A 14,115-nucleotide genomic window follows, 5' to 3' on the forward strand; every position below is an offset into this window, starting at 1 on the left:
CGTCAGGTGTCGCGTAGTGCGATGTGAGGAGAATATCGACGGCCTGATCTTTTCGAAATAGAATTGATCGCAATCAAACGTTGCATAAATGCAAGGATGAGGCGCAATGGCGTACCTACCCGACTTCGAAGGGCTCGCGATGTTCGCGAAGGTGGCCGAGCACGGGTCGTTTGCGGCTGCGGCGCGCGCGACCGGGGTGTCGGTCGCCACCGTCTCGCGCGGCGTGGCCCGCCTGGAAGACCGGCTCGGCGCGCGGTTGTTCAATCGGACGTCGCGCCAGCTCTCGCTGACCGAGTTCGGCCGGACGATCAGCGAGAAAGCCGGCGAGATCTATCGCCAGGCCGAGGAGGCGGAAAGCTCGGCGCGCGAAATGTCGGTGCAGCCCCGCGGGCTGGTGCGCCTGACCGTGCCGATGTCGTTCGGGCTGCGCTGGGTCGCGCCATTGCTGCCGGGCTTCTTTCGCGCGTATCCGGAAGTGTCGATCGACCTGCATTTATCGGATGCGTCGGTCGATCTGATCGCCGATGGATTCGACGCCGCATTGCGTATCGCCGCGCTGCCGGATTCGTCGCTGGTCGCGCGGCGGTTGTGCGCAGTCACGCAATTCGTGGTGGCGTCGCCGGAATATTTGCGTCGCGAAGGAAAACCCGCGCATCCGCGCGAACTCGCGGATCGCCCCTGCCTCTCGTACGCCTATCGTGCGCGTAGTGCCGTCTGGCGTTTCACGAACGACGCGGGCGACGAGGAGTCGGTCATGCCGACGGGCCCGCTACGCGTCACCAACGCCGATGCGCTGTTGCCGACGCTGCTCGATGGTCTCGCGATCGCCGAGCTGCCGGAGTTCATCGCCTACGACTATCTGGCCGATGGCCGTCTCGAAGCCATTCTCACCGACTGGTCGCTGACGAAGGGTGGGCTTTATTTCGTTACGCCGTCGGCACGGGCGCGCCCCGCGAAGGTGACGGCATTGTCCGACTACATAGCCGAACATCTGGGCAATCCAGTCTGGCGATGGCCAACGTGACGCGCGCGGAAAACGCTGGGGATACCTGATCTTCAAGGACTTGATCAGGTTCGACCGATCGACCGCTACGGCCCCCAGAGAAGGCCGTCGGCCGACCGTCTGCGCGAACGACTTCAGATACTTCACGCCCGTGTCGCACATGATCGCGACGACGTGGCGTCCGGGCCGAGGCGTTCGGCGAACCGCAACCCCGCCCGTCTCGCCGGCCATCCGATGCGTCAGACCGTACGCGACACCAGTTCGCCCAGCACCGTGTCCAGCGCGACGCGGCCACGCAGGATTTCGTCAGGATCACTTTCGAAATCGAGCCAGCCTTCGTTGAAACCGTCCAGCATGCGCATGCGCGGGAGCGGGTGCTGCATGCCCTGCGCGCGAAACAGCGCTTCCCACGTTCGCCTGTCGACGGCCTCCGCGCGCACGTCCCGACCCAAAACGCGAGCGAAGGCCTGTGCAAGATCGTCGGGGCTCACCCGGCGCGGCCCTTCGAGCTCGACGACACGCACCCCGCGCCACGTCTGCTGGAGCAGGTCCGCCGCCACGCGGCCGACGTCCGCGGTGGCGACCATCGGCACGGGCTTGTCGAGCGGCTGCAGGTAGCTGGCGACGACGCCATCGTCGCGCGCGGACGCGACATCCCACGCGGCGTTCTCCATGAACCAGCCGGGCCGCAGGAACGTCACCGGCATCGGCAGCTCGCGCAGCGTCTGCTCCAACAGCGTGAGTTGCGTGAGCAGATTCGGCTCATCAGCCTGCGCGCCGATCGTCGACAGGCACACGACCCTTTCGGGGCGCGCCTTCAGCAGCGCGGCGGACACGGCTTCGATCACCTTCCGCGCTTCGGGAAACCCGGGCGCCGGATCGAACACCGGCGGCAGCAGGATGAAAACGCCCGTCGCGCCGGCGAACGCGGCGGCGAGCGATGATGCGTCCTCCATGAAAGCGGTCGCCATCTCGCACCCGCGCGCCGCCCACGCCGCGGCCCGCGTCGCATCGCGCACGACCGCGCGCACGGGCCGACCCGAGGCCAGCAGCTCACGGGCCAGCGCGCCGCCGACCTTGCCGGTGATTCCAGTGATTGCATACATTGCTCGTTCTCCATGTGTGAATGCGTGGGTCGCATTGTGGACAAACACCGAACGAAACAAAACGACATGGATGGCATCAGATTAGTGACAACGCGTCATCAATTCGGCATGATCGATGCGCACGCCCGGCAATGGGCATCATGCGGCGTGGGCGTGCCGGCCTTCCGCGGGGCGCTCGCGATCCGCCAACCGTATTCATTCGAGCAACCATGAGATCCAGTAGCGAGAAACTGTCCGGCGGCATCAGCGTGTTCGCCGCCGTGGTCGATGCCGGGACGTTCGCGGCCGCCGCCGACGTGATAGGCATGACGCCGCCGGGCGTCAGTCGAGCGATTGCGCGGCTGGAAAGAAAATTGAATATCCGGCTGTTCAACCGCACGACGCGGTCGGTGTCGCTGACCGAAGAGGGCCGCCGCTTTTACGAGCAGGTCATGCCCCATCTCGCCGGGCTGGAGGAAGCCGCCGCGGCGGCCGCGGGTGGCGCGTCCGCGGTGCGCGGCAAGCTTCGCATCAATCTGGATCCCGTCGTCTATCGCGCCATTCTCGGGCAACGGCTCGATGCGTTCATGGACGCCCATCCCGAGCTCGAAATCGAGCTCATCGCGCGAGACAGCCTGGGCGACCTCGTGACGGACGGCTTCGACCTCGCCGTCCGATTCGGCGAACCGCGGGCCTCCAGGCTGATCGCGAGAAAGCTGCTCGACACCGGCGTCGTGACGGTCGCGGCGCCCTCGTACATCGCGCGCCGGGGGCGGCCGGAAAAACCCGAGGACCTCGAAAACCGCAACCACCGCTGCCTCGAATTTCGGAACCCGGAAACAGGCAAGCCGTTCGCGTGGGAATTCCATCGCAAGCGCAAACGCATCGTGGTCGACACCCGCGGACGCCTCACGGTCAACGATCCAGGCGCCCTGCTCAACGCATGCGTCGCCGGTTCCGGCATCGCGCAGATGCTGCTGCTCGGTGCCGAGCCGCTGATCGCCGACGGCCGGTTGATCAATCTCTTTCCCGAATGGGCGGACGAGCGGTATCCGTTATACGCGTACTACCCGTCCCGGCATCACGTGCCGGCCAAGACCCGCGCGTTCCTGGATTTTCTGGTCGAACTGTCGGGCATGCACGGGGGCGTCGGCACGCGCTAGTGCTCCGGCGCCGGCTCGCGAGCGCGCGGCGGCCCGCCGGCGAGCGCCAGCTACACTGTCTGCGCGAGGGCAGGATCGATCTCGCGCGCGGTCAGTCCGAATCTCGCCATGCGGGCGCGATGGTCCGGCGAGCCGAGATAGGCACGAAGTTGCCGATCGAACACGTCGAGAAGACGCCGGTTTTCCCGGTTGAATGAAAACGCGCCGAGCGGAGGCGCTCGCCGTGCGCCGTTGACGCCCGGCTCGTGCGCGACGGCCTCGATCATCGCGCTGCCTATGCGGCTCGCAACGATTCGATTCCCCAGCGCCGTGCTCGCATAGGCGTCGATCACGCCGGAGAGAACGGCCGCGATCGCGTCGGCTTGCTGTTCGAACACGACGATTTGCCGCCGACTCACGCCTGACGCCATCGCGGAATCCTGCTGGACCTGTCCGGCAATGATGCCGAGGCGCGCATCGGGACGTTCGGCGATCGACGCATAGCTCGTGAGCGCTTTCGGGTTGCCGGGACGCACCAGAAAGCCGTCCTCGATGCCCCACACCGGCACGCTGAACGCGACGGTATCGGCGCGCTGCGGCGTCACGAACAGCGGCACGTTCATGTCCCAGTGACCCGATGCGACGCCGGGTAGCAATTCGCTGAACGTCGTCGGGCAATACTCGATCCGGGTAACGCCGATCTGTCGCAGGATCGTCGCCGCGAGCTCCAGATCGGCACCCATGGCGGTGCCGTCCGCTTCGGTCCAGCCGAACGGCGGTTCCTCGATGTACGCAATGGTTACCTTCATCGCATTGTCCTGCAGGCCGAAGAATCGATCAGGAGTTCATCAGCTTACCGTGGGAAGTCGAGATCCACTAAGAGCGGACAAAATTAATTCGGGTGTAAGCAAATTGACGACATTATTTTGGCGAGACCGTCAGGCGTTCCAGAATGAACTGGCTCCACGCTATTCGACGTTGTCCGCCACGTCCGTCATCCGGATCATGTGCGGCTTGATGCCGTCGTCTTCGGCCGTCGCGGCCTCCTTCGGATGAATCAGCGCTTCGAGCCGCGCCTTCGTCGCGATGAACTCGGGCGTATTGACCTGCGAGTAATCGCGCGGCCGCGGCACCGGCACCTCGATCAGTTCCTGCACGCCGCCGGGGTTCGCCTTCAGCACCAGGATCCGGTCGGCCAGAAAGATCGCCTCGTCGAGATCGTGCGTGATGAACAGGATCGTCACGTCGATGTTGCGCCAGATGTCGAGCAGGTGCGTCTGCATCCTCGCCCGCGTCTGGGCGTCCAGCGCGCCGAACGGTTCGTCCATCAGCAGGATGCGCGGACGGTTCGCGAGCGCACGGGCAATCGCCACGCGCTGCTTCATCCCGCCCGACAACTGGTGCGGATACACGTCCGCAAAACGCGTCAGTCCGACGAGATCGAGCCACTGCAGCGCCTCGCGCTCGGCCACGCCGCTGCTGCTACCGTTCATTCGCAGACCGAACATCACGTTCTTCTTGACCGTGAGCCACGGAAACAGCGTATAGCCCTGGAACACCATTCCGCGATCGGCGCCCGGCCCATCCACCGGTTTGCCGTCCAGCAGCACTTCGCCGCTCGTCTGCGCGTCGAGCCCGGCGAGGATCCGGATCAACGTCGATTTGCCGCAGCCGGACGGGCCGATCACGCACACGAACTCGCGCCGGTGCGTGCGGAAACTGATGTCGTCGAGCGCGACGCACTCGCCCTGCGGTGTCGTGAAACGCTTGCCGACGTGCCGCACGTCGAGTATCACGTCGCGGGCCTTCAGTCGCGCGAAGCGCTCGCGCACCGCGTCGGATTGAATCAGGTAATCGGGGACGGCTTGCGGGTTCTGCATGATGCCCTCTGCTGAAATCGGTCGATGGATACGTGCGGGCGGCGCTCACGCTTTCAGCGTGCGGTCCCACGGAAAGAGCCGGCGGCCGAGCAGCGCGAGCACGATATCGGTGCCGAGGCCGATGATCCCGATCATCAGGATCGCCGCATACACGTTGTCGAAATGCTGGTAACGCGCCTGCTGGCTGATGTACCACGTGATGCCCGAACTCGTGCCGACCAGCTCGGCGACGATCAGGTAAGTCCACGCCCAGCCGAGCAGGATCCGCTGATCGCGATACAGGTCCGGCAGCACGCCCGGAATCACGACGTGCGTCAGCAGCTTCAGTTTCTTCGTGCCGAGCGTCATCGCGGCCTCGAACAGCCCGTATTCGAGCTTGCGCGTGGTGTTCGCGACGATCAGCACCTGCTGGAACAGCGTGCCGATCACGATGATCGCGATCTTCGGCGCGTCGTAGATGCCCAGGATCGCGACCATCAGCGCGCCGAACGCGGGCGCCGGCAGATAGCGGAAGAACTCCAGGAACGGCTCCTGCAGCCGCGCGAGCGCACTGAAGGTGCCGCAGACGATGCCGAGCGGCACGCCGATCGCCGACGAAATCACGAAGCCCCAGAAGATGATGCGGATGCTGTGCCACAGGCTTTCGTGCAGCCACACGCCGTCGCGCGACGCGGGCGGTGTCGTGAACGCCGTGTAGAACGCGCGCAATACCTGGTGCGGCGCCGGCAGGTAGACCGGATTCGCGCGCTCGCCCTCGGGCACGGCTGCGTGCGCCGCACGCGCACGCGCGAGCTCGTCGTCGAACACTTCGCGGTCGATCTGCATGCCGGCCTGGAAATAGTCGACGCTGCCCGGATTCGTGATGCGCATTTGCGGATGCCAGACGAACGGGACATAGCTGATCAGGCACCAGACGGCGAACGGCAGCAGGAAGGACGCCAGCCCGAGCGTCCATTTGCCGCGCGTCGTCAGCTCGCGCCGCACGGCGAGCCAGCCGGTCGTGTTGCGGGTCGTTGTCATCGGAATCTCCGTATCGTTTCGGGTGCCGGTCGCGCGAATGCCGCGGCATCGCGCGACCGTGCGGTCATTGCCGTGCGCCGCTCGCGGACTGCGCGCGGTACGCCCGCCAGCCGCCGAACCGCGTGATGTCCTGCGCTTCGTCGAGCGCCACGTTCTCGCACAGGAAGCCCTGCACGGGCGAACCGTCGGCGAGCGTCAACGTGCCGATGCCGAGCGGCGCCGCAATACCGGCGACGAAGCTGCCGTACGCGTCGACCGGCATCTCCCAGATTTCGACCGCGATCGGCGCGCCGCCGTCCCGCACGCGCGCGAGCCCCGGCTTGGCGACGCCGCCGCTTGCATCGGCGGACAGCGCATAGAGACGATAGGCCGGCGCGGTCGTGGTCGCGCCGACGAAGCGCGCGCCGCGCTGCGTGAGCTGCCCGTTCAACGGTTCGCCGCGCAGATGCGCGCCGACGACGGCCACCCGCACGACACCCGCCGATGCGGCGCCCGGCGGCATCGCGGCCGCAGGCGGCCGTACGTCGCCGCCCGCCGCCACGCCGTCGCCCCATGCCTGCGCGAGATCGAGCAGCCGCGCATCGTCGTGCGCGCGACCGACGAACGTGATGCCGAACGGCAAGCCCGCATGCGGCCCGGTCGCGCACGTGCCTGCCGGCACCGCGATCGCCGACAGGTCGAGCAGGTTCACGAAGTTCGTGTAATAGCCAAAGCGTGAATTGATCGCGATCGGATCGGCTTCGAGCGCATCGACGGTCGCGGTCGTCGCCGAGGTCGGCATCACGATCGCGTCGAGGCCGTCCCACGCGCGGGCCGCATCGACGCGCAGCGCCGCAAGCCGGTCGAATGCGGCGAACGCATCGGCGGCGCTGAAGCGCGACGCGCCGCCGAGGATCTCGCGAATCACCGGATGCAGCGCATCGGGCTCGCGCGCGGCGAACGGGCCGATCGCGGCGAGCCGCTCGGCGACCCACGGGCCTTCGTACAGCAGCCGCGCGGCGGCCAGGAATGGGCCGAAGTCGATCTCGACGATCCGCGCGCCGGTCGCGCGCAGCCGTTCCAGCGCCGCACCCCATGCCGCGCGATACGATGCGTCGCCGAAGAATTCGAGCTGATCGGCACGTGGCGTACCGAAACGCAATTGCGCGAGCGGCCGCGCCGGCTGCGCGCGCAAGCCGTCCGCGCCCAGCAGCGGCTGCCAGGCGCGCCCGTAAGGATCGCCTTCCGTCACGCCATGCGCGGCGGCGAACACGGTGCGCGCGTCGTCCGCCGAGCGGGCGAACACCGACACGCAATCGAGCGACCGGCAGGCCGGCACCACGCCGAGCGTGCTGAGCACGCCCCGGGTCGGCTTGAGCCCGACGAGCCCATGAAATGCGGCGGGTACGCGCCCGGAGCCCGCCGTGTCGGTGCCGAGCGAGAACGTCGCGACGCCGAGCGCGACGGCCACGGCCGAGCCGGAACTCGAGCCACCCGACGCGTAGCGCGGGTCGAGCGCATTGCGGCACGCGCCGTATGGCGAGCGCTGCCCCGAGAGCCCGGTCGCGAACTGGTCGAGATTCGTCTTGCCGACGGGAATCGCGCCGGCCGCGATCAGCCGCTCGACCACGGGCGCGCTGCGTTCGGGCGTATATGCGTAGGCGGGGCAGCCCGCCGTCGTCGGGATGCCGGCGACGTCGATGTTGTCCTTGACCGCGAACGGCACGCCGTAGAGCGGCAACGACGCGATGTCGCGCCCGGCCAGTGCGTCGGCATACGGCATCATCTCGTCGCGCGTCAGCGGCCGGATCCACGCATGGTGCGGGTCGCCCGCGTCGAAGTGCGCGGCGATCGCGTCGACGAGCGCATGCGGCGTCAGGCCGCCCGCCGCGTAGCGTGCGCGCAGCGCGGCAATCGAGTGCAGCCCGGGCAGGATCGAGCGTTCCGTCGTACTCATGCGACCTCCTCGGCGGCGCCCGCCTTCATCACCATCAGCCGCTGGCCGGCCACCACCGCCGCGCCAGGCGCGCAATCGATCGTTTCGATCGTGCCGTCTTCCGTTGCCGTCACCGCCACCTCCATCTTCATCGACTCGACGATCGCGACGACCTGCCCTTCGGTCACGCGCTCGCCGGCTTCCACCAGCACTTTCCACACGCTGCCCGACACGTCCGCGGCGATCGCCCGCTGCGTGTCGTCGAGCGCGGCCGCCGCCCGGTCCGCTTGCGGGTCGCCGTGCTCCGCGTCGCCGACGTATTCCGCATGACCGGCCGCGCGCCACCGCTCGCGCTCCGCGTCGAACGCGGCCTGCTGCGTCGCCTTGAACGCAGCGATCGAATCCGCCTCGTCGTGCAGGAAGCGGTTGTAGGCGCGCAGATCGAATACGGATTCCTCGATCTTCAGCGTCGCGCGGCCCGCGATGAAATCCGCACGCAGCGCACTCAGCTCGGTTTCGCTGACTTCGTAGAAGCGGATCTCGTCGAAGAAGCGCAGCAGCCACGGCTTGCCGGCTTCGAATTCCCGCGTGGTGCGGTGGCGATTCCACATCTGCACGGTGCGGCCGACGAACTGATAGCCGCCCGGCCCTTCCATCCCGTACACGCACAGATACGCGCCGCCGATGCCGACCGCGTTCTCCGGCGTCCAGGTGCGCGCGGGGTTGTATTTCGTCGTCACGAGCCGGTGCCGCGGATCGATCGGCGTCGCGACGGGCGCACCGAGGTAGACGTCGCCGAGCCCCATCACCAGATAGCGTGCGTCGAACACGATGCGCTTCACGTCGTCGATGCTCGCCAGGCCGTTGATGCGCCGGATGAACTCGATATTGCTCGGGCACCACGGCGCATCGGGCCGCACCGACTGCATGTAGCGTTCGATCGCGACGCGTGTCGACGGGTCGTCCCATGACAGCGGCAGATGGACGATGCGGTTCGGCACGCACATGTCGGCCACGTCGGCCAACTCGCGCTCGGCCGCCTGCAGATGCGCGAGCAGCGCATCGAGCGGCAGCGTCCGTGCGTCGAACTGCACCTGCAGCGAGCGGATGCCCGGCGTCAGGTCGAGCATGCCGGGCAACCGGTGCGCGTCGAGCCAGCACATCAGCGCGTGCACGCGAAAGCGCAGGTTCAGGTCGAGCATGAGCGGCCCGTATTCGACGAGCACGTTGCGATCGCCCGAGCGCCGGTAGACGACGCCGATGCCGCCGCCCGCGGACGGGTCGCGGTGCAGCACGCAATCGTCGGATGCGCCGGATGCAGCCGTTGCCACGTCACGCGTCGCATCCACGATCGCGGCAGCCGGCTTCCCGGCCGATATCCCGGCCGACACGCCCGCGCGCACGAACCGCACGGTGTCGCCCGGCCGCAACTGCCCGAGCTTCCACAGCTCGTCGCGCACGACCGTCACCGGACACACGAAGCCGCCGAGGCTCGGGCCGTCCGGGCCGAGAATCACCGGCATGTCGCCGGTGAAATCGACGGCACCGATCGCATACGCGTTGTCGTGGATGTTCGACGGATGCAGCCCCGCCTCGCCGCCGTCCGCACGCGCCCATTGCGGCTTCGGGCCGATCAGCCGCACGCCGGTGCGGCTGGAGTTGTAATGGACGGTCCACTGCGTGCCGTAGAGCATCGCGACGTCGTCCGGCGTGAAGAAATCCGGCGCGCCATGCGGACCGTCGAGCACGCCGAGCGTCCATGCATGGGTCAGCTCGGGAATGTCGGCCGCGGCCAGCGTCGCGCCGGCGTCGCCGCGCCCGGCGTCCGCGTGCAGATGCAGCACGTCGCCCTTGCGCAGCGCGCGGCCGGCATGGCCGCCGAACTGGCCGAGCGTGAAGGTCGCCTTGCTGCCGAGATAGTCGGGTACCTGCAGCCCACCCTTGACGGCGAGACACGCGCGCACGCCCGCGCCCGTCACGCCGCCCAGCTTGAGCACGGCACCCGCCCGTGCGCGCACGACCTGCCAGAACGACACCGCTTCGCCGTCGAGCGTGGCCGCGAGCGGCGCACCGCCGAGCACGAACAGCGTCGCGGTATTGAAGCGCAGCGTCGCGCCGACCATCGTGAATTCCAGCCCGGCCGCGTCGCGCGCGTTGCCGAGTAGCGCGTTCGCGAGATCGAACGCGCGATCGTCCATCGGCCCCGACGGCGGCACGCCGACGCTCCAGTAGCCGACCCGCCCGGGCGCCTGCTGCACGGTGGTCTGCACGCCGCCGTCGAGCACGTCGATCGTGTGCGGCGCAAACGCGAAGCGCGACAGGAAGGCAGTGGTCGGCGCACCGCGCGCGAACGTGTCGGAGCCGACGACGGCGCGCAGGTAGTCGAGGTTGGTCTCGATCCCGTACAGCTCGGTCTGGTCGAGCGCGGCACGCAGCGCGGCCAGCGCGTCGCGCCGCGTGTCGCCGCGCACGATCAGCTTCGCGAGCAACGGATCGTAATGCGCGCTGATCTCCGTGCCTGCCTCGATCCAGCCGTCTACCCGCACGTTCTCCGGAAACGACACGTGCGTAAGCAGCCCGGCGCTCGGCTGGAACTGCTTGTTCGGATCCTCCGCATAGAGCCGCACCTGGATGCTCGCGCCGCGCGGCGCGACGGCAAGCGTGTCGAGCGGCGGCAGGTCGCCTTCGGCCTGCAGGATCATCCATTCCACGAGATCGACGCCCGTCACTTCCTCGGTCACGCAATGTTCGACTTGCAGCCGCGTGTTCACCTCGAGGAAATAGAACCGCCGCGCGGACGCGTCGAACACGAATTCGACCGTGCCGGCCGACGCGTAGCCCACCGCGCGCGCGAGCCGCACCGCGCTCGCGTGCAGCGCGTCGCGCTCGGCGTCGGTCAGGTCGGGCGCGGGCGTTTCCTCGATCACCTTCTGGTTGCGGCGCTGCACCGAGCAATCGCGTTCGCCGAGCGCGATCGCGCCGCCGCGGCCGTCGCCGAAGATCTGCACTTCGATGTGCCGCGCGTGTTCGACGAACTTCTCGAGATAGACGCCCGCATGTGCGAAATTCGCGGCGCCGAGCCGCACGACCGATTCGAAAGCCGCGCCGAGCTGCGCGGCATCGCGACACAGCGACATGCCGATGCCGCCGCCGCCCGCGGTGCTCTTGAGCATCACCGGATAGCCGATCGCGTCGGCTTCGGCGAGCGCCGTCGCCACGTCGTCGAGCAGCCCGGTGCCGGGCAGCAGCGCGACGCCGTGCGCGGCCGCGAGTTCACGCGCGGTGTGCTTGAGGCCGAACGCGCGCATGTGATCGCCGCGCGGCCCGATAAAGCGCAGGCCCGCCGCTTCGCATGCGTCGGCAAAGCCCGCGTGCTCGGACAGGAAGCCGTAGCCGGGGTGCACGGCCTGCGCGCCGGTCTCGCGCGCGACGGCGAGGATGGCCGCGACGCTCAGATAGCTGTCGGCCGCCGGCGCGGACCCGACCCGCACGGCTTCGTCGGCGAGCGCCACGTGGCGCGCGTCGCGATCGGCATCCGAATAGATCGCGACCGATGCGATGCCGAGGCGCTTCAGCGTGCGGATCACGCGGCAGGCAATTTCGCCGCGGTTCGCGACGAGGACTTTGGCGAATCTCATGTTGCCTCCCGCCGGGCCGCCCCAAGGGGCGTAGCGGGGAATTCGCGGAGCATCGCTCCGCGCCCGCGCAGCCGGCCGGCTTTGCAAAGCCGGCCGTGGACGGCAACCGCCCCCTTGGGGGGCAGCGAACATGTCGGCCCGGAGTCGCGCTTCAGCGCGTACTCCGGCCCCATGCAAAGCAAGTGAGCGTGGGGGCAGGTCATTGCGCCTCCCACACGATGAGGCGCACGGGCGTCGGGTTGTAGCCGTTGCACGGATTGTTCAGTTGCGGGCAGTTCGAGATCAGCACCGTGACGTCCATCTCCGCGCGCATCTCGACGTATTTGCCGGGCGCGGAGATGCCGTCCTCGAACGTGAGCCTGCCGAGCGGCGTGACGGGCACGTTCATGAAGAAGTTGACGTTGCCCACGAGATCGCGCTTGGTGAGCCGCGCCCCGGCGCCGCACGTGCAGTGCGCGATCGCGTTGAGGAAGCTGTCGCGGCAGTTGTGCATGTAACGCTTGTCGAGCGCATAGCGCACCGTGTTGCTCTCGGCCGCGCATGCGCCGCCGAGCGTGTCGTGACGGCCGCACGTGTCGGCGACGATCGTCGCCATCGGATTGCCATGGCTCGACACGAGCACGCTGCCCGCGCTCAGGTACAGGTTGCGCTGCGCGCGGATCGTGTCCTGCGCGCTGTAGCGTTCCTCGGGAGCGTCGGTACGGTAGAGCAGCGTGTCGACGGCCTGGTTACCTTCCAGGTCGAGAATGCGCAAGGTCTGCCCGCGCTTCAGGTCGTGCAGCCACGGGTCGCCCGCGTTCAGCGTGATGTCGTGGATCGCGTCGCGCGGGTCGAGACGGCTTTCGATGATCGGCATGCTCTCGCTCCTTACGCGAACAGACGGTCGGTGTTGGCGAAGCCGCGCGTGTTCTCCGCGCACGCGCGCCGGCACGGGTCGTCGTCGGGCGCCGCGCCGTCGGCCGGATACGCGCGGTACGCGATCAGCTTCACGGCTTTCGGCGCGTAGTCCGGACGCGGATCGAGCGGATGCGGCGCGGTCGAGAACGCCGCGAGCGTATTCATCTCGAAGCGCAGGTCGAACGCGCTGCCGGCCGGTGAATGTCCGGCGACGAAATCGAGCGCGCCGTCGTCGTACGTGCTCAGCTTGCTGAAGAAGTTGACGTTCGCGGCGAGGTCGCGTGCCGATAGCCCGTATTTCGCGAGCTCGAGCACAAGGCTGTCGCGGCCGTTGCGGATCATCGCGTTGCGGTCGGCCTGGTACGACGACGTGCCGTACTTGTGCGCGAACAGCCGCGCATCGCCGACGCCGCCGAGCGGATCGTGCCAGCCGAGCGTATCGGCGGTGATCGACGCGATCACGCGCCCCATGTCCGTGTACAGCGCATGGCCGCGCGTGAGATGCGCGGTGTGCTGCGCCTTCAGCGTGTCGGCCATGTTGTAGCGCTCGAGCAAATCTTCCTGACGATGAAAGACGGCGGACAGGTTCGCGCCGCCGTCGACATCGACGATGCGCAGCGCGAGACCGCGCCGCAGAATGCCGGACCAGTGTGTTCCGGCGGGAATCAGCGTTTCCCACGCGACGTGCGACGGTGGGGCGAGGACGGCTTGGGGGCTCGGCGACATGGCGGCTCCGTGGGTCGGTTGGACAAAAGGCGTGAGAGGGCGACCGAACGACATCGCGACCTCCCGGGCTTTTATCCCTCCGTGGAGCCTCACCGTTTCCTCGAATCGAGGCGAAGGCAAGACCGGATTGCTCTCGGACCAGGCATCGCGCGGCGCACGCCGCACGACCGGAACCCTAGCGATCCTGAAGATGATGCAAATTGCTTCGCACCTCTCGGGCATCGAACAAGCGAGTTACGTGCCAGCCATTGCCCGATCGCCGCATGACACGGCCCGACGGCGCGATGCCGCACGGCATGCGAATGGCGGACGCGTTCGCTTGCCCTCGCGGCGGGCGCGCGGCGCACCATGCACACGCAACCGCGCACCGGCGCAGTGCGCGTCGCGCGCTCGCGCACCGGCCGATCCGCGATGGCATGGGCATTGCTGAATCCATGCACCGCCACCTCATCCCCGATCCTTCATGAACAAGCTCGACCTGCTGCGGCGCGTACTGCACGCGCTGTTCGCCGCCCGCTTCATCGAACTTCAGCGCACCATGCGCCGCCGTTGAATCGCGTTGCCGCGCGCCGTTGGCACGCTTCTCGCTCGGCATGACGCCGAGAGGTGCGGCGGCGTCGCATCTTAGGGGTGCTAGGGTTCCGGTTCATCGAACGTCTGGTCCGAGAGCAGCCCGGCGCGGGTTCATCCGATCGCAAGAGCGGGTGCACGCGTGCTACACGGCGGGACAAAAGCCCGGGAGATTGGCGATGGCAACGGCCGTCGCGCCTCTCCGTGGCCGCCCCGTTCGTTGCACATCCGCAGGAACC

General features: G+C 68.0%; 10 protein-coding genes and 2 riboswitches. Of the genes, 2 read left to right on the forward strand and 8 right to left on the reverse strand.

Translation table 11 applies throughout. From position 1 onward, the window contains the following. Positions 1 to 106 precede the first annotated feature (106 nt). The gene (locus CFB52_RS33600; RefSeq protein WP_059577525.1) at positions 107 to 1,024 is read left to right on the forward strand and encodes a LysR family transcriptional regulator; all 918 of its coding nucleotides are present in this window, start codon (positions 107 to 109) and stop codon (positions 1,022 to 1,024) included. Positions 1,025 to 1,242: 218 nt separating this feature from the next. Here the strand turns inward: CFB52_RS33600 and CFB52_RS33610 are convergent, their stop codons facing one another. Then, entirely contained in the window at positions 1,243 to 2,109 is an 867-nt protein-coding gene (locus CFB52_RS33610; RefSeq protein ID WP_060010621.1) for an NmrA family NAD(P)-binding protein, read from the reverse strand. Positions 2,110 to 2,318: 209 nt separating this feature from the next. Here CFB52_RS33610 and CFB52_RS33615 point away from each other — a divergent pair, with 209 nt between their 5' ends. Then, positions 2,319 to 3,251, forward strand: a complete 933-nt coding sequence (locus tag CFB52_RS33615; protein WP_099318554.1) for a LysR family transcriptional regulator — start codon at positions 2,319 to 2,321, stop codon at positions 3,249 to 3,251. A gap of 50 nt (positions 3,252 to 3,301) precedes the next feature. Here CFB52_RS33615 and CFB52_RS33620 read toward each other — a convergent pair whose 3' ends face one another. The 7 genes from CFB52_RS33620 to CFB52_RS33650 form a co-directional block, all read right to left on the reverse strand. Further along, positions 3,302 to 4,039, reverse strand: coding sequence for a transporter substrate-binding domain-containing protein (locus CFB52_RS33620; protein WP_060313881.1), 738 nt, complete (start codon positions 4,037 to 4,039; stop codon positions 3,302 to 3,304). Positions 4,040 to 4,198: 159 nt separating this feature from the next. Next, entirely contained in the window at positions 4,199 to 5,110 is a 912-nt protein-coding gene (locus tag CFB52_RS33625; protein ID WP_099318555.1) for an ABC transporter ATP-binding protein, read from the reverse strand. Between the two features lie 45 nt (positions 5,111 to 5,155). Then, positions 5,156 to 6,130 carry an ABC transporter permease gene (locus tag CFB52_RS33630; protein WP_099318556.1) on the reverse strand — a complete coding sequence of 325 codons (975 nt, stop codon included), beginning with the start codon at positions 6,128 to 6,130 and terminating at the stop codon, positions 5,156 to 5,158. Positions 6,131 to 6,194: 64 nt separating this feature from the next. Next, positions 6,195 to 8,066: an allophanate hydrolase gene (gene atzF / locus CFB52_RS33635; RefSeq protein ID WP_099318557.1), complete on the reverse strand. Its 1,872-nt coding sequence runs from the start codon at positions 8,064 to 8,066 to the stop codon at positions 6,195 to 6,197. Next, complete coding sequence (uca, locus tag CFB52_RS33640) at positions 8,063 to 11,683, reverse strand: urea carboxylase (protein WP_099318558.1); 3,621 nt, start codon at positions 11,681 to 11,683, stop codon at positions 8,063 to 8,065. The genes atzF and uca overlap by 4 nt, the downstream gene beginning before the upstream one ends. Before the next feature lie 199 nt (positions 11,684 to 11,882). After that, entirely contained in the window at positions 11,883 to 12,539 is a 657-nt protein-coding gene (locus CFB52_RS33645; protein WP_060010634.1) for an urea amidolyase associated protein UAAP2, read from the reverse strand. A gap of 11 nt (positions 12,540 to 12,550) precedes the next feature. Further along, a complete protein-coding gene (locus CFB52_RS33650) occupies positions 12,551 to 13,306 on the reverse strand; it encodes an urea amidolyase associated protein UAAP1 (RefSeq protein WP_099318559.1) in 756 nt (251 codons plus the stop codon). Between the two features lie 58 nt (positions 13,307 to 13,364). Beyond that, positions 13,365 to 13,496, reverse strand: a riboswitch (guanidine-I (ykkC/yxkD leader). 432 nt (positions 13,497 to 13,928) lie between these two features. After that, a riboswitch (guanidine-I (ykkC/yxkD leader) is annotated at positions 13,929 to 14,050 on the forward strand. The last annotated feature ends 65 nt before the right edge of the window (positions 14,051 to 14,115 follow it).

It is taken from the genome of Burkholderia sp. AU18528 (assembly GCF_002223215.2).
Classification (GTDB): Bacteria; Pseudomonadota; Gammaproteobacteria; order Burkholderiales; family Burkholderiaceae; genus Burkholderia; species Burkholderia semiarida.